The sequence below is a fragment of the Caulobacter sp. GW822-FHT01G02 genome (genome assembly GCF_058802865.1).
The window spans coordinates 857,048-876,256 of sequence record NZ_JBXAON010000001.1 but is presented as its reverse complement, the minus strand read 5'-3'; the positions used below and the strand labels follow the sequence as shown (position 1 = coordinate 876,256).

14 protein-coding genes are annotated in these 19,209 nt (G+C 68.0%); 4 read left to right on the top strand and 10 right to left on the bottom strand.

Annotation, left to right across the window (positions count from 1 at the left end; translation table 11 throughout):
• Nucleotides 1-83: 83 nt before the first annotated feature.
• The 4 genes from kduD to AC1RNC_RS04100 form a co-directional block, all read right to left on the bottom strand.
• Nucleotides 84-854, bottom strand: coding sequence for a 2-dehydro-3-deoxy-D-gluconate 5-dehydrogenase KduD (gene kduD / locus AC1RNC_RS04115; RefSeq protein WP_492883908.1), 771 nt, complete (start codon nt 852-854; stop codon nt 84-86).
• A gap of 156 nt (nt 855-1,010) precedes the next feature.
• Nucleotides 1,011-1,853 (bottom strand): 5-dehydro-4-deoxy-D-glucuronate isomerase, encoded by an 843-nt coding sequence (gene kduI / locus AC1RNC_RS04110; RefSeq protein ID WP_492841619.1) that lies wholly within the window; start codon nt 1,851-1,853, stop codon nt 1,011-1,013.
• A 24-nt stretch (nt 1,854-1,877) separates the two neighbouring features.
• On the bottom strand, nt 1,878-3,344 hold the full coding sequence (uxaC, locus tag AC1RNC_RS04105) for a glucuronate isomerase (protein ID WP_492883905.1): 1,467 nt from the start codon (nt 3,342-3,344) through the stop codon (nt 1,878-1,880).
• A 117-nt stretch (nt 3,345-3,461) separates the two neighbouring features.
• A complete protein-coding gene (locus AC1RNC_RS04100; protein ID WP_492841617.1) occupies nt 3,462-4,538 on the bottom strand; it encodes a LacI family DNA-binding transcriptional regulator in 1,077 nt (358 codons plus the stop codon).
• A gap of 162 nt (nt 4,539-4,700) precedes the next feature.
• Here AC1RNC_RS04100 and AC1RNC_RS04095 point away from each other — a divergent pair, with 162 nt between their 5' ends.
• Nucleotides 4,701-6,209 carry a UxaA family hydrolase gene (locus AC1RNC_RS04095; protein ID WP_492883902.1) on the top strand — a complete coding sequence of 503 codons (1,509 nt, stop codon included), beginning with the start codon at nt 4,701-4,703 and terminating at the stop codon, nt 6,207-6,209.
• 85 nt (nt 6,210-6,294) lie between these two features.
• On the top strand, nt 6,295-7,743 hold the full coding sequence (locus AC1RNC_RS04090; RefSeq protein ID WP_492883900.1) for a mannitol dehydrogenase family protein: 1,449 nt from the start codon (nt 6,295-6,297) through the stop codon (nt 7,741-7,743).
• Between the two features lies 1 nt (nt 7,744).
• Here AC1RNC_RS04090 and AC1RNC_RS04085 read toward each other — a convergent pair whose 3' ends face one another.
• The 3 genes from AC1RNC_RS04085 to AC1RNC_RS04075 form a co-directional block, all read right to left on the bottom strand.
• The gene (locus AC1RNC_RS04085; RefSeq protein WP_492883898.1) at nt 7,745-8,305 is read right to left on the bottom strand and encodes a sugar transferase; all 561 of its coding nucleotides are present in this window, start codon (nt 8,303-8,305) and stop codon (nt 7,745-7,747) included.
• Nucleotides 8,306-8,311: 6 nt separating this feature from the next.
• Nucleotides 8,312-10,993 carry a polar localization protein TipN gene (locus AC1RNC_RS04080; protein ID WP_492883896.1) on the bottom strand — a complete coding sequence of 894 codons (2,682 nt, stop codon included), beginning with the start codon at nt 10,991-10,993 and terminating at the stop codon, nt 8,312-8,314.
• Between the two features lie 157 nt (nt 10,994-11,150).
• The gene (locus AC1RNC_RS04075; RefSeq protein WP_492883894.1) at nt 11,151-11,357 is read right to left on the bottom strand and encodes a hypothetical protein; all 207 of its coding nucleotides are present in this window, start codon (nt 11,355-11,357) and stop codon (nt 11,151-11,153) included.
• A 227-nt stretch (nt 11,358-11,584) separates the two neighbouring features.
• Between AC1RNC_RS04075 and cysD the strand changes: the two genes are divergently transcribed.
• Both cysD and cysN read left to right on the top strand, forming a co-directional pair.
• The gene (cysD, locus tag AC1RNC_RS04070; protein WP_492883892.1) at nt 11,585-12,550 is read left to right on the top strand and encodes a sulfate adenylyltransferase subunit CysD; all 966 of its coding nucleotides are present in this window, start codon (nt 11,585-11,587) and stop codon (nt 12,548-12,550) included.
• The gene (gene cysN, locus AC1RNC_RS04065) at nt 12,550-14,457 is read left to right on the top strand and encodes a sulfate adenylyltransferase subunit CysN (protein ID WP_492883890.1); all 1,908 of its coding nucleotides are present in this window, start codon (nt 12,550-12,552) and stop codon (nt 14,455-14,457) included. The genes cysD and cysN overlap by 1 nt, the downstream gene beginning before the upstream one ends.
• On the opposite strand, the gene AC1RNC_RS04060 is transcribed toward cysN, so the two are convergent.
• From AC1RNC_RS04060 to AC1RNC_RS04050, 3 genes are all read right to left on the bottom strand, one after another.
• Nucleotides 14,445-15,644, bottom strand: a complete 1,200-nt coding sequence (locus AC1RNC_RS04060; protein ID WP_492883888.1) for an MFS transporter — start codon at nt 15,642-15,644, stop codon at nt 14,445-14,447. The genes cysN and AC1RNC_RS04060 overlap by 13 nt on opposite strands.
• A 1-nt stretch (nt 15,645) precedes the next feature.
• Complete coding sequence (gene metG / locus AC1RNC_RS04055) at nt 15,646-17,355, bottom strand: methionine--tRNA ligase (protein ID WP_492883886.1); 1,710 nt, start codon at nt 17,353-17,355, stop codon at nt 15,646-15,648.
• Between the two features lie 233 nt (nt 17,356-17,588).
• Nucleotides 17,589-19,121 (bottom strand): acyl-CoA carboxylase subunit beta, encoded by a 1,533-nt coding sequence (locus tag AC1RNC_RS04050; RefSeq protein ID WP_492883884.1) that lies wholly within the window; start codon nt 19,119-19,121, stop codon nt 17,589-17,591.
• Between the last annotated feature and the right edge of the window lie 88 nt (nt 19,122-19,209).

Sequence of the window (19,209 nt, the reverse complement as noted above, 5' to 3'; positions counted from 1 at the left end):
CCTCTAGCGCGCTTCACCGGGCGGGAAAACCCGCCCGGCACAATGGTTGCGCTACCATCGCATTTTTGCGTGGTTTTCTTTCGTCAGCGCGCCAGCCAGCCGCCATCCACGGGCAAGGTAATGCCCTGAACGTAGTCGGCGCCCGACGAGGCCAGGAAGACGGCGGCGCCGCCGATATCTTCCGGACGCCCCCAGCGGCCCGCCGGGATGCGGGCCAGGATCGAGGCGTTGCGGTCGGCGTCGGCCCGCAGGGCCTCGGTATTGTTGGTGTCGAAATAGCCCGGGGCGATGGCGTTGACGTTGATGCCCTTGGTCGCCCACTCGTTGGCCAGGATCTTGGTCAGACCGGCCAGGCCCGACTTGGCGGCCGTATAGGACGGCACGCGGATGCCGCCCTGGAACGAGAGCAGGGACGCGATATTGATCACCTTCGCGGTCACACCGTTCACGGGCCCCTGCTTCAGCGCCTGCTTGGCGAAGGCCTGGGTCAGGAAGAAGACGACCTTCAGGTTGGTGTCCATCACCGCGTCCCAGTCGGCTTCCGAGAACTCGATCGAGTCGGCGCGACGGATGATGCCGGCGTTGTTGACCAGGATGTCGACCTTGCCGAACGCGGCCACGGTCTCGTCGACCACGCGCTGGACGGGTTCGGTCGAGCCGAAGTCGGCCTTGATCGACAGGAACTTACGGCCCAGGGCCTCGACGGCCTTCTGAGTGTCGGTCGGCGCGCTGCGGCCCGCGGCGGCGATGTCCGCGCCGGCGGCGGCCAGGGCGATGGCGATCCCCTGCCCGATCCCGGTGTTGGCGCCGGTGACGAGCGCGACCTTGCCTTCGAGGCTGAATGGATTGGCCATGGTTCTGATTTCCCGATCCCAAATCTTGTCATCCCGGAAGCCTCGAAGAGGCTGTCCGGGACCCAGGGGCCGGCGCATCGCCAATGGCCCCTGGGTTCCGGATCTTCGCTACGCTTCGCCTGGGATGACGAGGGAGAAGCGTTCAGCCCGAAGGCCCTACTTCAGCTGGCAGATGTCCAGCACGTTCATGTCGGTGTAGTCGAGGTTCTCGCCGCCCATCGCCCAGATGAAGGTGTAGTTGGCGGTGCCCGAACCCATGTGGATCGACCACGGCGGGCTCATCACGGCTTCCTCGTTGGCGATCACGATGTGACGCATCTCGTCCGGCTCGCCCATGTAGTGGAACACCCGGTCGTTCTCGCCCAGGCCAAAGTAGAAATAGGCTTCGGAACGGCGGTCGTGCAGGTGGGGCGGCATGGTGTTCCAGACGCTGCCCGGCTTCAACACCGTCATGCCCAGCAGCAGTTGGGCCGACTTGCAGGTGGTCGGCACGATGTACTGGTAGATGGTGCGCTCGTTGCTGGTCTCCAGCGCGCCGCGCTCCAGGGCGACGGCGTCGGCGAAGGCGAGCTTCTTGGTCTCGAACGCGGCGTGGGCCGGCAGGCTGACCAGGTAGAAGCGCGCGGCTTCACCGTTGAGGCCCTCGAAGGTCACGTCCTTGGCGCCCATGGTGACGTACAGGCCGTCACGCGGAACGATCTCGTAGGCGACGCCGTCGACGGTGATCTTGCCGGTGGTCTCGCCGACATTGATCACGCCCAGCTCGCGGCGCTCCAGGAACGGGTGGCCGGCGGCCGAAGCGGGCTCGGTCTGGTCGGGCAGCTTGATCGCCGTGGTGGCCACGACGCCGCCGACGACGAAGCGTTCGGCGTGGTTGTAGGTCAGGACGATCTGGCCGTCCTGGAACAGGTCCTGCATCAGGTAGCGGTCGCGCAGGTCGTCGTTGCTGACCGCGAACATCATGTCCGGATGGGTGGCGTGATAGGTCTTGGCGAACATCGGGAAGTCTCCGGAAGGGTGTTCTTATTCGGCGGCGACGGCCAGCGCCGCGACGGGACGGGCCCAGTCGGGACGCCGATCCAGCTTGTAGGCCTTCTTGGGCAGGTTGTACGTCAGGTCGACGATCAGCGCCTCGGCCTCGACCAGATCCATCCGGTGCTCGGCGACCATGCGGGCCAGGAAGGCGCTATCGACGCGGCGGGCCACGTCGTGGCGGGCCGGGATCGACAGGAAGGCGCGGGTATCATCGTTGAAGCCGACGGTGTTGTAGAAGCCGGCGGTCTCGGTGACCTGCTCGCGGAAGCGCATCATGCCTTCCGGGCTGTCGTGGAACCACCAGGACGGACCCAGCTTCAGCACCGGATAGTGCCCGGCCAGCGGGGCCAGTTCGCGGCTGTAGACGGTCTCGTCCAGGGTGAACAGGATCACCGACAGGCGCGGGTCGTTGCCCAGGCGGCCCAGCAGCGGCTTCAGCGCCGAGACGTACTCGGTGCGCATCGGGATGTCGGCGCCCTTGTCGCGACCGTGCGAGGCCAGCAGGCCCGCGTTGTGGTTGCGGTGCGAGCCCGGGTGGATCTGCATGACCAACCCGTCGTCCAGGCTCATCTTGGCCATTTCGGTCAGCATCTGGGCGCGGAACAGCTCGGCTTTCTCGGGCGTGACGTCGCCCTTCACCAGGCTTTGGAACAGCGCCTCGGCCTCGGCGTCCGAGAGGTCGGCGGTGGCCGCCGTCGGGTGGCCGTGGTCGGACGAGGTGGCGCCGGCTTCGATGAAGGCCGCCCGGCGCAGGCGATGCGCTTCCAGGTAGCTCTTCCAGCTGTAGACGTCCTGGCCCGAGGTCTCGGCGAAACGCTCGAAGGCCCGCGGCGAACGCTCGTCCTCGAAGTCGATGACCGCGTCGGGGCGATAGGCGGTGATGACGTGACCACCCCACCCGCTCTCGCGGATGGCCGCGTGATGCTTCAGGCTCTCGTGCGGGCCTTCGGTGGTGGCCAGGGTCTCGATGTTGAAGCGATCGAACAGGGCGCGCGGACGGAACGCGTCCGTGGCCAGGGCTTCGTTGATACGGTCGAAATAGTCGTCAGCGTTCGAGGTCTCGAGGAACTCGGTGAAGCCGAACACCTTGGAGAACACGTGGTTCAGCCAGATCCACGACGGCGTGCCGCGGAAGAGGTGGAAGTTGCTGGCGAACAGCTTCCAGGCCGCGCGCGGGTCGGTGTCCGGAACGCCAGCCTTCGAACGCACCTTCAGGTCGTCCAGGCTTATGCCCTGGCTGTAGAGCATCCGGTACAGATAGTGGTCCGGCGCCAGCAGCAGGTCGGTGGCGTCCTGGAAGGGCTCGTTCGTGGCGAACCACGACGGGTCCGTGTGCCCGTGCGGGCTGATGATCGGCAGGTCCTTGACCAGCGAATAGAGGCCGCGCGCGTAAGAGCGCGTCGCCGGGTCCGCCGGAAACAGACGATCCTCATGAAAATTCAGCGGCCTGGGCATTTTTCGCTTCCTCTTCCCAACGTCTGGACGGCCTCGCGGCGGGCTGTCGTGACGCGCTTGGTAACCGGTGTCACGACGCGTTGCAAGAAAGGAGGCAGGCGTCGCTACGGGTTGTCCTCAGGACTTCGGCGGCGCGGCCGAGGACTCCCGCAGGACAAGATACGGGATCGTGCTGGCGGGATCACGCGCTTCGCGACTTTCCCGTCCGATGAGCTTTTCGGCGGCGATACGGCCCACCTCGCGCGTTGGGATGTGGATCGTGGTCAGCGGCGGCCAGACGGCCTGGGCGATCTGGAAGTCGTCGAAGCCGACGACGGTCAAATCCTCGGGAACCCTCAGCCCCGCGCGCCGCGCCGCCTGCAGCGCGCCGGCGGCCATTTCGTCGTTGCCGCAGAAGATGGCGGTGGGGCGCGGCTTCATGGCCAGCAGAGCCTCGCCGCAGGCCAGGCCGGACTCGAAGGTATAGGCGCCCTGGACGACATAGTCGGGCTTCAACTCTACCCCGGCCTTCCGAAGCGCGTCCTCCAGCCCGCCCCTGCGTTCGTGCGAGGAACGGAAGTTGGGCAGGCCGCTGATGAAGCCGATCAGCGTGTGACCCAGGTCGACCAGGTGCTGGCCCATCACCTCCCCGCCCAGACGGTCGTGGCCGACGATCATGTGCTCGGGCTTGTCCAGCTCGACCGAGGCGATGCGGATGTACGCGCAGCCGATCTCGTTCAGCAGCTTGGCGACACGTTCGTCCTCGGACACCGACGGCGGCAGCACGACGCCGAACAGCTTCTGGCGCTCCACGAAGGCGCGGATGTCGGTCAGGAAGGTCGGGCTGGCGCGGTTACAGGGGTGGACGACCAGCTCGAAGCCCGAACCGCGCATGCCGTCCAGCAACCCCAGCTGCATGTTGACGACGTACTGCGGGTTGGGGTTGTCGTAGATCATGCCGATCAGAAACGAACGGCGGAACGCCAGGCCCCGGGCCTGGGGATCGGGCGCGTAGCCCCACTCGGCGATCACCGCCTCGATGCGCTCGCGGGTCTCGTCGCGGACGAACGGAGACTGGTTGATGACGCGGGAAACGGTCTTCTTCGACACCCCGGCCAGCCGGGCGATGTCGTTGATCGTGGCTCGCTTGCGACCGCCCTCGACGCTGCTCTCTGGATCTTCCGGGGACGAGGAAGGCGTCTTCGAAGAGTTCACGGCGTTTCCAAGCAGCTTTAAGCGTTGTCTTTTGTCATACTCTAGCCGCGCGGACGTCGCCAACCTAGGACGAAACGTCCGCATGAGGGGTGACTGACACCGGTTACCATGTCACTAGGCAGTGAAATTGACGACACGAAACTCGGCGGCGAAGACGAACCCATGACCGATACGACCCTTGCGCCTCGCGAATCGATCCACCCCGTCGACCCGCGCGACCACGTGGCCACCGCCCTGCGCGACCTCGTGGCTGGCGAGGTCCTGGACCTGCACGGCCAGGCGATCACCGTCCGCGCCGACATCCCCAAGGGTCACAAGATCGCCATTCGCTGTGCCAGCGCTGGCGCCGACGTCCTGAAGTACGGCTGGCCGATCGGCCGGGCCACGGTCGACATCGCGATCGGCGACCATGTCCACGTCCACAATGTCGAGACTCGCCTGCAAGGCGTCGAGGGCTACACCTTCGCCCCGACCGCGCCGGAGCCGCACGTCGAGCCCGCCCCTCGCACCTTCGACGGTTATCGCCGCAAGAACGGCCGGGCCGGCACCCGCAACGAGATCTGGGTGCTGTGCACCGTCGGCTGCGTGGCCAACACCGCCCGCCGCATCGCCGAAAAGGCCAATGCCCGCTTCGCCGGCCGCGTCGACGGAATCTACGCCTTCCCCCACCCGTTCGGCTGCTCGCAGCTGGGCGACGACCTGACCCACACCCGCAGCCTGATCGCGGGCCTGGCCGCCCACCCCAACGCCGGAGGCGTGCTGATCCTGGGCCTGGGCTGCGAGAACAATCAGCTGAAGGCCCTGCTCGACAGCGCGCCGGACATAGACCGTGACCGCCTGCGCGGCTTCACGACCCAGATGGTCGAGGACGAGCTGGAGGACGGCTTGGCTGCCGTCGAGGCCCTGGTCGCCATCGCCGAGCAGGACAGGCGCGAGCCGATCCCCGTCTCGGAACTGGTCGTGGGCCTCAAGTGCGGCGGCTCGGACGGCTTCTCGGGCGTCACCGCCAACCCGTTGGTCGGCCGCATCGCCGACAAGGTCGCCGACGCCGGGGGCACCCCGGTCCTGACCGAGATTCCGGAGGTCTTCGGGGCCGAGAACGTGCTGCTGCAACGCGCCGCCAGCCGCGAGATCTTCGACCAGGCCGTCGGCGTGATCGACGACTTCAAGCGCTACTTCATCGACAACAACCAGCCGATCTACGAGAACCCCTCGCCCGGCAACATCGCCGGCGGCATCACCACGCTCGAGGAAAAGTCCCTGGGCGCGGTGCAGAAGGGTGGCCGGGCCCAGTTGGTCGAGGTGCTGCGCTACGGCGAGCGCGTCGGCCCGCACGGCCTGACCCTGCTGGAGGCCCCGGGCAACGACGCGGTCTCGTCGACGGCCCTGACCGCCGCCGGCGCGACGGTGATCCTGTTCACCACCGGCCGCGGCACGCCGCTGGGCTTCCCGGCCCCGACCCTGAAGATCGCCTCGAACTCGGGCCTGGCCCAGCGCAAACCCGGCTGGATCGACTTCGACGCCGGCCAGGTGCTGGAAGGCGTGTCGATGGACAACGCGGCCGACCAGCTGATGGACCTCGTGGTCGAGACCGCCTCGGGCAAGGCCACCAAGGCCGAGCTGAACGGCGAACGCGAGATCGCCATATGGAAGTCCGGCGTGACGCTCTAAAAATGGTCAGGCCAATTGCTAGCCTTGTCAGACTACCGCATTTAAACGATCGACCCTTCCGCTACGAAACTCCAGGCATGCTCCCTTGACGGCTTCTCCCACCACCTCCCCCGCCCTGCGTCTGAGCGCGACCAGCTATCCGGGCGCGATCCCCGGCACGGCGCAGCCGACCTATGACCGCGACAAGGTGCAGGTCGGGGTCGTCCACTTCGGCCCCGGCGCCTTCCACCGCGCTCACCAGGCCTTCTATTTCGACCAACTGCTGGCCAGCGATCCGCGCTGGGGAATCTGCGCCGTTTCGCTGAAGAGCCCCGGCGTCCGCGACGCCCTGCAGCCGCAGGACGGCCTCTACACCCTGGCTCAGCTGGACGCCGAGACCACCTTCCGCATCGTCGGCTCGATCGTCGAGGTGCTGGTCGCGCCCGAGGATCCGCCGTCGGTCTTCGCCCGGCTCGCCGCCCCGACGACCCGCGTGGTCACCCTGACCGTGACCGAAAAGGGCTACACCCTGTCGGCCGAGGGCGGACTGGATGAGAAGCACCCGGACATCGTCCACGACCTGGCCCATCCGCGCGAACCCAGGAGCGCCGTCGGCTATATCGTCGAGGGCCTGCGCCGCCGGTTCGCGGCGGGCCTGTCGCCCTACGCCGTCGTGGCCTGCGACAACCTCGCCGACAACGGCTGGCGCCTGAAAGCGGCCGTGGTCGCCTTCGCCGCCAAGATCGACGCCGACCTCGCCGCCTGGATCGAGACCGAGGGTAGCTTCCCGCGCACCATGGTCGACAGCATCACGCCCGCCACCGACGACGCCCTGCGGGCGCGCGTCAAGACCGCCACGGGCCTGGAGGACGCCTGGCCGATCCAGCGCGAGGCCTTCACCCAGTGGGTCGTCGAGGACGTGCTCCCGAACGATGCGCCGGACCTGGCCAGCGTCGGCGTCATCCTGACCGACGACGTCCGTGGCTTCGAGCGCGCCAAGCTGCGCCTGTTGAATGGGGTCCACTCGACCCTGGCCTATGCCGGCATCCTGCGCGGCCACGAGACGGTGTTCGAGGCGGTCAGCGATCCGGTCCTGGAAGCCCTGGCCCGCGACCTTATGGCCAAGGACATCATCCCGACTCTGACCGCGCCGCGCGGCCTGGATCTGGCCGACTACGCCGAAGCCATCCTGGCCCGCTTCCGCAATCCCGAGATCCGCCACTACCTGGCGCAGATCGCCTGGGACGGTTCGGCCAAGCTGCCCTTCCGCATCCTCGGCACGTTAACGGAAACCCTGGAGGCCGGCCGCTCGATCGAGCGCCTGGCGATCCCGCTGGCGGCCTGGATGCGCTTCATCGCCCTGCGCGCCAAGACCGGCGAGGCGATCACCGACCCGCTGGCCGCCAAGCTGACCGAGATTGGCGTAGGCGTCACCGGCGACGCCAAGACCGACGTGGCGGCTTTCCTGGCTCTGGACACCGTCTTCCCGGCGGCGCTGACCAGAAACCCCACCTTCGTGGCGGCGATCGAGAAGGCCTATACGGACCTCACCTGAACTAGCGGGTCACGCCCTTGGCGGTCAGCACCGGCACGACGGTGCTGACCATGATCTCCAGGTCGAACAGGAATGAGCGCCGGGCCAGGTACTCGGCGTCGAGCGCCACCTTGTCCGGAATGGCCAGTTCGTCGCGGCCGTTGATCTGTGCCCAGCCCGTGACGCCAGGCCGCAGGACATCAACGCCAGCGGCCTGGCGGGCGGCGATCAGGTCGTCCTGATTGAACAGCGCCGGGCGTGGCCCCACCAGGCTCATGTGGCCGACCAGCACGCTCCAAAGCTGCGGCAGCTCGTCCAGGCTGAGCTTGCGCATCACCGGCCCCAGCGGCGTCAGCCAGCGGTCGGGGTCCTCCAGCAGGTGCGTGGCGACCTCGGGGGTGTCGATCCGCATGGTCCGGAACTTGGGCATCGGAAACAGCGCCGAGCCCCTGCCCACCCGCCGCGACCAGTAGAGCCCCGGTCCCGGCGAGGTCAGGCGCACCAGCAGCCACAGCATGGCGAGCGGCAGGGCCAGCACGATCAGGCCGATCGCCGCCGCCGCGAAATCAAAAGCGCGCTTCACGAGACCCTAGCCGAGATCGCCGCTGGCCGCGTCGAGCAAAAGGTAGGCCCGGCCGGCGTCCGACGACAGCAGGGCCGCCAGCAGGAAGCCCTCGCGATCCTGGCCCGCCGCCTCTTCGATCATGCCGGCGTAGCGCTTCAGGAAACGCTCCGTATTGGCCTTCAACGTCGAGTCGGAGAACAGACGGCGGACCAGGCGGCGGATGGCGGCCGGCGCCAGGCGCTTGACCACCTCGCGAGCCCCGCCGTCGTCACGCGTCTGCAGGGCGGCGGCGATCTCGTCGATCCGGCCGCGCGGCAGAAGGGCGTGCGGGTCGATGCCCATGGCCGTGATCTCGGCGGCCAGCTTCTCACCCAGACCCGCGTCGCCCGGCGAGCTGTTCTCGATGCCGGCCAGCAGGTTGCGCCAGCTCCAGCCGCCCTCGCCGTCAGGATCGGACGACGGCTGGGGAGGCGTCTGCTTGCGGGCCGAGGCCTGCTCGAACACCGAGCGGAATTCCTGGTCGGTGGCCGTCGGCGTCAGGCGCAGCCGGCGACGGTCGGTCGGCGGTTCCTCGTCCTCGTCGTCGAACACGGCCATCGGCAGCGGCTCGGGCTGGACCGGAGGCGACGGCGGGGCGCCGGCGCGCGTCCGGCTCGGCGGCGCCTGCGCCGAGGTCGAGCGGGCGGCCACGGTCGAGGCGCTGGACGCGGTGATGGCCCCCGCTGCTTCGCTCAGCATCTCGTAGTTGCGACGGACGCGCTCCTGGAAGGCCTGATCGATCGCGGCCGTCTCCTCGGCGGTGCGACGGACGGCGTTCATCAACTGCTCAACGCCCTGCTCGATGGACACCCGGACCTCGACGGCTTTCTGCAGCGCCTCGGCCGGCAGGTCGGCGGTGCGCTTGCCGATCTCGGCCAGCATCGCCTCCAGCTCGTCCAGCGTGCCGCGGGCGGCCTGGACCGAGTCGGCCAGCTTCTGCGAGGTGCGCGCCCCGGCCTGCTCGACCATCTGGGCCGAGTGCTCGATGATGTCGCGCGCTTCTTCCATGCGGGACTCGAACACCGCGTCGGCCTTCTGACCGGCGGCGAAGGCGATCTCGTTCAACTGGTCGACACGGCTGCGGGCGGCCTCGACGCGGGCCTCCACGCCCTCGGCCGCCTTCAACGCCGACTCGGCCATGGCCTCCATGGCCGCCTTCAACTCATCCTCGAGCAAGGTGCGCTGGTTCTCGGCGACGTCGCCGATGGTTTCGAGCGTCTTCTTGGCGTTGTCAGCCAGGGCCTCGCGCTGGCTGGTGGCGCCCTCGGCCAGTTCGCGGAACTGGTCGGCGGCCGCGCTGATCAGGCCGCGCAGGATCTCCGCGCCCATCGCGGCGGCGTCCGACAGCTCGGTGGCGCCGACACGGGTATAGGCGACGAACTCGGTAAGCTGAGCGGTGCGGGTCTCGGCCTCGGAGGCGAAGTCCTCCTGGTCCGAACGCAGAGCCTGGCTGATCTCGACGAGCGCGGCGCGCTGGGCGGCAAGGCTCTTCTCGACCGACGAGACCTGATCGCCGACTCCATGACCGGCGGTCTCCAGCCGGGCGATCTGGCGCGACAGGTCCTCGGCCCCGACGCGGGCGGCGTCCGAGGCTTCGGCCGCGGCGGCGGCCAGGTCGGCGGCGCGGGCCGCCAGGGCGGCTTCGGCCTCGCGCAGCTGGGTCTCGGCCAGGTCGGAGGCCTCGGCCACCATGCGGGCCTGGCTGCCGATCGCGTCGACGACCGCCGTGGAGCGGGCGTCCAGCGACTGCGACAGGGTCTCCATGGCCGTGCGCTCGTGACCCAGGCCTTGAGCCAGCTGCTTGGCCATCTTGGCGGATTCGGCGGCGGCGTCGGCCAGACGCCCGGTCTCCTCGGCCAGGGCCTGGCGCAGCGAGACGATGTGCTCGCGCGCCCGCTGGGCGGCGGTGGATGCGTCATCCACGCCCTGGCGCAGGGCGTCGACCGCGCTGGACGCGCCCAAGGCCGCCAGGGCGGCCGGAGTCACGATGCGGTCGGTCAGTGTGCGGGTGCGACGCAGTTCATCGGCGATGCCGGTCGCTTGGCGCAGCAGATAGGCGCCTAGCAGGGTCAGCAGCGCCGGACCGAGGGCCAGACCGGCGAACACCGTCAGGGCGAAGCCCTCGACCTTGAAGGCCGGCACGCCGCGGGCATAGCCCAGGGCGAAGGCGATCGGAGCCAGGGCCCACAGGAAGGCGATGGCGGTGGCCAGGGTCCAGAACAGAACGCCAGACATGCGGCGCGGAACGTCCTCGGTCCGTAGCGGCACGGTCGCTTCGGGTCCCCGCAGGTCCAGGGTCGGCTCGCGGCTCTCGGCCTTGGCAGGCGCGGCGTGTTCGGGTTCGACCACCGGGGCAGGCGGCTGGGCGGTGGCGGCCAGCGAGGTGGCCAGTTTCAGCTCGGGTTCGGAGAAGCTCTCGACTGGCTCGGGATCGGGCCCCCGGCGCCGACGCGAGCGCACGGTCATCGGCGGCGGAACGGCCAAGTCATCGTTCAGCGTGTCCTGCAAGCTCAGGGGTTCGGCGGTCGGAACGTCCGCCTCCGGCCCGGCGAACGACGTCGCCCCAGGAACCTCCGGAGGGAGTTCAGGCGTGGTCTTGGTTTCCTCGGGAGGGGCATCCGTCGGCGTAGCGGAAAAATCGAGCGGTTGGCGCTTCTTAGGCTTCATACACAGCCAGGGTCCCAAGGCGTCGGCGAGGGGCGCAAGAGACAACCTTCGCGCGCCGGACCCCTCCTTCGCGTGTCACATGAACCTAACGGCGAAAAGCCTTGGCGAAAAGCGACTTCCGTTGTGTTCGCGGGGTCTGGGCGCCTTGCGCGCGCGTTCACGCGTCGCGCGCGGTCGCCTCGGCCGTTCCGCGAGGCGCATTCACCGCGATCGGCGCGCCGCGCGGCGAGCGGGCGACCGTCCTGGCCGAGGCGCTCTTGGCGTGCGGGCAGACGGCGTGCTCGACGCTCACCCCGAAATGGCAGAGCGCGAACGAGGACAGCCAGACGACCGCCACAGCCAGCATTTCCGTCAGAAAGCCCATAGCCCGTCCCTGGACCGATACCGGCGTTATGCTAGCGTTCTTGAACGGGGGCGAGTGAACTTTTGGTCATGAAGGTCGGTGCTCACCAGCCTTGGCGCCATGTCCACTGACAGCGCCCCCAGAATTCCGGCGGTTGTCCGCGGCCTCGCCCGGGCCTAGGTCGCAAGGTGACGCAGCGCGCTCCTCGACGGACGCGCTGGGACGTTTTTCCTTTGCGGACCCTCGCCTTGGCCCTTACCCAATTCGTACCCGCCGCGTACCCGCCGGACTCCGCAATGACCGAAATCTCGCCGGCGCGCCTGACCCACCTCCAGCGTCTGGAGGCCGAGAGCATCCACATCCTGCGCGAGGTGGCGGCCGAGTGCGAACGGCCGGTCATGCTGTATTCGATCGGCAAGGACAGCGCGGTGATGCTGCACCTGGCCGCCAAGGCCTTCTATCCCAGCAAGCCGCCCTTCCCGCTGCTGCACGTCGACACGACCTGGAAGTTCCGGGACATGTACGCCCTGCGCGACAAGGTGGCCTCCGAGCTGGGCTTCGACCTTCTGGTCCACAAGAACCCCGACGCCGAGGCGCGCGGGGTCAATCCGTTCGACCACGGCAGCGCCCTGCACACCGACCTCTGGAAGACGGAGGGCCTGAAACAGGCCCTGTCCAAGTACGGCTTCGACGCGGCCTTCGGCGGCGCTCGCCGCGACGAGGAGAAGAGCCGGGCCAAGGAGCGGGTCTTCTCTTTCCGCTCGGCCGAGCAACGCTGGGACCCGAAGAACCAGCGGCCCGAGCTTTGGAACCTCTACAACACCCGCAAGCACCCGGGCGAAAGCCTGCGCGTCTTCCCGATCTCCAATTGGACCGAGCTGGACGTCTGGCAGTACATCCACCTCGAGACCATCCCGATCGTGCCGCTCTACTTCGCGGCCGAACGGCCGGTGGTCGAGCGCGACGGGGCGCTGATCATGGTCGACGACGACCGCTTCCGCCTGCGCGATGGCGAGGTGCCGCAGATGAGGAGCGTGCGGTTCCGCACCCTGGGCTGCTATCCGCTGACGGGCGCGGTCGAAAGCACCGCGGCCACCCTCCCCCAGGTCATCCAGGAGATGCTGCTGACCACGACGTCGGAGCGCCAGGGCCGGGTCATCGACCATGACCAGTCCGCCTCGATGGAGAAGAAGAAGCAGGAGGGCTACTTCTGATGGCGCACCAGTCCGCCCTGATCGCCGAGGACATCGACGCCTACCTGCATCAGCACCAGCACAAGTCGCTGCTGCGCTTCATCACCTGCGGCAGCGTCGACGACGGCAAGTCCACCCTGATCGGTCGTCTGCTGTACGACAGCAAGATGATCTTCGAGGACCAGTTGGCGGCCCTCGAGGCCGACAGCAAGAAGGTCGGCACCCAGGGCGGGGCGATCGACTTCGCCCTGCTGGTCGACGGCCTGGCCGCCGAGCGCGAGCAAGGCATCACCATCGACGTCGCCTACCGCTTCTTCTCGACCGAGAAGCGCAAGTTCATCGTCGCTGACACCCCCGGTCACGAGCAGTACACGCGCAACATGGTCACCGGCGCCTCGACCGCCGACGCGGCCGTGATCCTGATCGATGCGCGCAAGGGCGTGCTGACCCAGACGCGGCGCCACAGCTATCTCGTGTCCTTGCTCGGCATCCGCCACGTGGTGCTGGCGGTGAACAAGATGGACCTGGTCGGCTGGGACCCGGCGGTGTTCGACCGGATCGTCGCCGACTACCGCGCCTTCGCCGAGCAGATCGGCCTTTCGGTCTTCACGCCCATCCCGATCTCGGGCCTCGGCGGCGATAACATCGCTTCGCGCAGCGAAGAGACGCCTTGGTTCGAAGGCCCGATCCTGATGGACTGGCTGGAAGGCGTGGAAGTCGAGGACGACCTGCGGTCCAAGCCGTTCCGCATGCCGGTGCAGTGGGTCAATCGCCCGAACCTCGACTTCCGGGGCTTCTCGGGCCTGATCGCCTCGGGGAGCGTCAGGCCGGGCGACCGCATCCGCGCCCTGCCCTCGGGTCGCGAGAGTCGCGTGGCCCGCATCGTCACCCTGCCCGGCGATCTCGACCAAGCCGTCGCCGGCCAGTCGGTGACCCTGACGCTGGAAGACGAGATCGACATCTCGCGCGGCGATGTCATCGCGACCGCCGACGCGCCCGCCCCGGTCGCCAACCAGTTCGAGGCCACGCTCGTCTGGATGGACGACGAGCCCCTGCCCCCGGGCCGCACCTATCTGCTGAAGCTGGGGACGAGGACGGTCGGCGCCAGCGTCACCGACATCAAGCACCGCGTGAACGTCAACACGCTGGAGCACACGGCCGCCAAGCGCCTGGAGCTGAACGAGATCGGCCTCGTGAACCTCTCCCTCGACCAGGCGATCCCGTTCGAGGCCTATGCCGACAACCGCCAGATGGGCGGCTTCATCCTGATCGACCGCCTGTCCAACCGCACCGTCGGCGCGGGGATGATCAACTTCGCCCTGCGACGGGCCGACAACATCCACTGGCAGCACACCGACGTCAGCAAGGCCTCGCGATCGGCGCTGAAGAGCCAGCGCGGCCAAGTCGTCTGGCTGACGGGCCTCTCCGGCGCGGGCAAGTCGACGATCGCCAATCTGGTCGAAAAGCGCCTGCACGCCCTGGGCCGCCACACCTATCTGCTGGACGGCGACAATGTCCGGCATGGGCTGAACAAGGATCTCGGCTTCACCGAGGAGGACCGGGTCGAAAACATCCGCCGGGTGGCCGAGGTGGCCAAGCTGATGGTCGACGCCGGCCTGATCGTGCTGACCGCCTTCATCTCGCCGTTCCGCGCCGAACGCCAGTTGGCGCGCGACATCCTGGAACCCGGCGAGTTCATCGAGGTCTTCGTCGACACGCCCCTGGCCGTGGCCGAGGCGCGGGACGTGAAGGGCCTCTACAAAAAGGCCCGCTCTGGACAGCTGAAGAACTTCACCGGCGTCGACAGCCCGTATGAAGCGCCGGAAGCCCCGGAGCTACGCATCGACACCACCGCGATCGATCCCGTGGAAGCGGCCGAACGGATCGTCGCCTGGCTGGAAGGCCAGGAGATCGACTACACGATCTGAGATCTCGAGCGGCGCGACAGCAGGATCGCGCCGCCCAGGCCCAGCAGGGCCATGAAGGCGGTGGCCAGGTAGCCGTACGCCCCCAGCCGATCGAACAGCGGCCCCGACGCCAGGGTCGCGATGCCCAGCGTGAAGCCCGACGACAGCGCCGAGTTGATCGCCTGGGCCGGCGACGCGGCGGCCGGCGGGGCCAGCTTCTCGATCAGGCGCAGCGAGGCCAAGAACGAGGCCGCGAAGGTCATGGCGTGCAGCATCTGCAGCGGGAACAGCGCCCACAGCGGCGGCTCGAACGCGTAGAGCGTCCAGCGCAGCACGGCGGCGCTGGCGCCCAGGATCAGGAACCGCTCCGGTCCCCAGCGGCGGCGCAGCGGCTCCAGGAACCACATGAAGCCGACCTCGGCCGCGACGCCCACGCCCCACAGGACGCCGATCATCGGCTCTGAGATCCCCTGCTTGCGCCAGAGGATGGCCGAAAAGCCGTAGTAGAAGGCGTGCGCGCCCTGGATCAGGCCGGCCGTGACCACCGCCAGCACGAAGGTGCGATTGCGCAGCAGCTCGGAGAGGCCTTTCCAGCGCTCCGACCGGTCGGGCTTGGCGCCTTCGGCGTGGACGCGCTCGGGCGGCACGAGCACCGCGGCGGCCAGGGCCGCGATGAAGCAGGCCGTGGCGATCCAGATGGCGATGATGGTCGGCGCGGCGAAGGTCAGGATCGCCCCCATGGCCAGGTTCGCCGCGATAAAGGCGCTGGAGCCCGTGCCGCGCGGGATCCCGTAGTTGAAGCCCTCGATCCGCGCCCGGCGCAGGGTGATGATGTCGATCAGCGGCGAGACGGTCGACAGCAGGGTCTGGCCGACGAACCAGGCCAGGATGAACCACCACAGGTTCGGAGCGGCCAGCAGGCCCGCATAGCCCAGCCCCGCTCCGACCAGCAGCAGCACCATCGGCGTGCGCCGCAGGGTGAAGCCATCGGCCCACACAGCCAGCGAGGCGCCGGTGAAGGGCTTCAGCAGCAGCGGCACGGCCAGGATCAGCCCGATCTCGCCGCCGCTCATGCCGCGCGAGCGCAGATAGGTGCCGATATACGGCAGGCTGACGCCAGAGCTCAGAAAGATAGCGGCGTAGAACAGGCAGAGGCGGACCAGGGTTGGGAGCCCCTTCCCGTCCGCCCTGTACGCCGTATCCGGCACCTTAGTCCGCGCCGCCGAAGCGAGCCGTCCATTCGGCGATCTGCTCGTCCTCGATCTTCTTGAACAGGACGTCCGGCACCGTCACCTTCGCGCCGACCGTCAGCACGTCGAGCTCGACCTTGGCGTCGTTCGACGGCCATGCGGCCGGGTAATCCAGGCTGAAGGCGTTGCCGATCGTCTCGGCGGCGAACGGGATGAACGGCGCCGAGAGCTTGGCGTAGAGCGCCACCAGGTTCAGGGCCGTGCGAACGATGACGGCGGCGCGGTCGCGATCGGTCTTGATCGCGGTCCAGGGCGCTGCCTCCTGCAGGTACTCGTTGCCGACCACCCACAAGGCCCGCAACGCCTGGGCGCTCTTGCGGATCTCGATGGCGTCCATCTGTTCGGAAAGATCCGCCAGGCGCGCCGAGACGTCGGCGAACAGCTTCTCTTCCAGCGGACCGGGTTCGCCGCCCGCCGGCACCACGCCCTCGAACTTGCTCTCGTTGAACTTCAGGATGCGGTTGACGAAATTGCCCAGCACGTCGGCCAGGTCGCGGTTCACGGCGCTGGCGAACTGCTCCCAGGTGAAGGCCGTGTCGCTGCTCTCCGGCGAATTGGCCGTCAGGTACCAGCGCCACAGATCCGGCGGCAGGATCTCCAGGGCCGCGTCCATGAACACGCCGCGCTTGTTCGACGTCGAGAACTTGCCGCCGTACCAGTTCAGCCAGTTGAAGGCCTTGAGCATGTCGACGCTCTTCCACGGCTCTTCCGAGCCGAGGATGGTCGCGGGGAAGCTGACCGTGTGGAAGGCCACATTGTCCTTGCCCATGAACTGGACGTAGCTGACATCGTCGGCGCCCGCGTCGGTACGCCACCAGCGCTTCCAGTCGCGGTCGGGCGAGCCCTCGGCCCATTCCTGGGTGGCGGCGATATATTCGATGGGCGCGTCGAACCAGACATAGAAGACCTTGTCCTCGAAGCCCGGACGCGGAACGCCGTCCTTGGCCACCGGGATACCCCAGGCCAGGTCGCGGGTGATGCCGCGGTCGATCAGGCCTTCATCGAGGTGCTTGTAGGCGATCGAGCGAGCCAGCGGCGGCCAGTCGGCGTGGCTATCGACCCAGGCCCTGATCTTGTCGGCCATCTTGGTCTGCAGCAGGTAGAGGTGACGGGTGTCGCGGACCTCGATGTTCCGCGAGCCCGAGATCACCGAATACGGATTGATCAGGTCGGTGGGGTCCAGCAGGTTGCCGCAGTTGTCGCACTGGTCGCCGCGCGCCTTCTCGAAGCCGCAGTGGGGGCATGTGCCCTCGACATAGCGATCCGGCAGGAAGCGCTTGTCGTCGACCGAATAGACCATCTGGTCGACGCGTTCCTCGATCAGGCCGTGGTCTTCCAGGGCCTGGCAGAAGTGCTGGGTCAGGCGATGATTCTGCGGCGAGGACGAGCGGCCGAAATGGTCCCACGACAGGCCGAAGGCGCGGCCGACGTCGTGCTGAAGGATGTGCTGCTCGGCGCAATAGGTGGCGACGTCCTGACCCGCGGCGGTCGCCGCGAGTTCGGCCGGCGTGCCATGTTCGTCGGTGGCGCAGATGTAGAGGGTCTCGTGCCCCTGGGCCCGCTTGAACCGCGCATAGACGTCGGCCGGCAGCATCGACCCGGCAAGGTTCCCCAGATGCTTGATGCCGTTGATGTACGGCAGGGCCGAGGTGATCAGGATGCGAGCCATGCGGGCGCGGCCTTTCGGGGAGTCACGGGAAGCTTAGAAGCGTCCGCATATAGAAGGGTCGGGCGGCGAGGGAAAGGTTTGGCCGTACAAGCCCCCTCCACCGGCGTTCGCCGGCCCCCCTCCCCCAAGAGGGGGAGGAGAAAAAGCAGCCGCGACTATTCTCCGCCCCGCTTGGGGGCGGACAGACCGCGCTCAGCGCGGTCAGGCGGGGGCTTGTGCTGAGCTCGCCATCCCTACAGCGGAATGTTGTCGTGCTTCTTCCAGGGGTTGGAGAGTTCCTTCCCCTTGAGGCTCTTGAGGCCGCGCACGATGCGACGGCGGGTGCCGTGAGGCATGATCACGTCGTCGATATAGCCGCGGCTGGCGGCGACGAACGGGTTGGCGAAGCGGTCCTTGTACTCGGCCTCGCGGGCCGCGAGCGCCTCGGGATCCTTGGCCTCCTGGCGGAAGATGATCTCCACCGCCCCCTTGGCGCCCATCACCGCGATCTCGGCGGTCGGCCAAGCGTAGTTGAGGTCGCCGCGCAGGTGCTTGGAGCTCATCACGTCATAGGCCCCGCCATAAGCCTTGCGGGTGATGACGGTGATCTTCGGCACGGTGGCCTCGGCATAGGCGAACAAGAGCTTGGCGCCATGCTTGATCAGGCCGCCGTACTCCTGCTTGGTCCCCGGCATGAAGCCCGGGACGTCGACCAGGGTGATGATCGGGATGTTGAAAGCGTCGCAGAAGCGCACGAACCGGGCGGCTTTCCTGGAACTGTCGATGTCCAGCACCCCGGCCAGCACCTGCGGCTGGTTGGCGACGATCCCCACCGTCTCGCCGTCCATGCGGGCGAAGCCGACGACGATGTTCTTGGCCCACTCGCTGGAGATCTCGAAGAAGTCGGCCTCGTCGACGATCTTCAGGATCAGCTCCTTCATGTCGTAGGGCTTGGCAGCGTCGGCCGGCACCAGGGTGTCGAGGCTGGCCTCCTCGCGATAGGCCGCATCGAAGCTCTCGCGTTCGGGGGCGGGCTCGCGGTTGGACGAGGGCAGGAAATCGACCAGGCGGCGCACCTGGGTCAGGGCTTCAAGATCGTTCTCGAACGCGCCCTCGGCCACGCCCGACTTGGCGGCGTGGACCCGGGCCCCGCCCAGTTCCTCGGCGGTGACGACCTCGTTGGTCACCGTCCTGACCACGTCGGGGCCGGTCACGAACATGTAGCTGGTGTCCTTGACCATGAAGATGAAGTCGGTGATCGCGGGGCTGTAGACGTCGCCGCCGGCGCAGGGCCCCATGATCACGCTGATCTGCGGGATGACGCCGCTGGCCAGGGTGTTTTCCAGGAAGATGTCGGCATAGCCGGCCAGGCTGTCGACGCCCTCCTGGATGCGCGCCCCGCCGGCGTCGAACAGGCCGATGATCGGCGCGCCGACCTTCATGGCCTGGCGCTGGACCTTGATGATCTTCTGGGCGTGGGCGTTCGACAGGCTGCCGCCGAACACCGTGAAGTCCTTGGAGAACAGATAGACGACCTTGCCGTTGATGGTGCCCCAGCCGGTGACGACGCCGTCGCCGGGGATCTTCTGGTCCTGCATGCCGAAGTCGGCGCTGCGGTGCTCGACGAACATGTCGAACTCCTCGAACGAGCCCTCGTCCAGCAGCAGGTCGATCCGCTCACGCGCCGTCAGCTTGCCCTTGGCGTGCTGGGCCGCGACCCGCGCCTCCCCGCCGCCGGCCCTGGCCTGCGCGCGACGGCGGTCGAGTTCCTCGAGAATGTGCTGCAACGCGCTAGCTCCCTGCCCGGATCTTCGTGCTGGTGGTTCGCCCACCTTGGAAACTCAAGCCCTAGCGAGGCCAGGGGGTGCAGGCAAG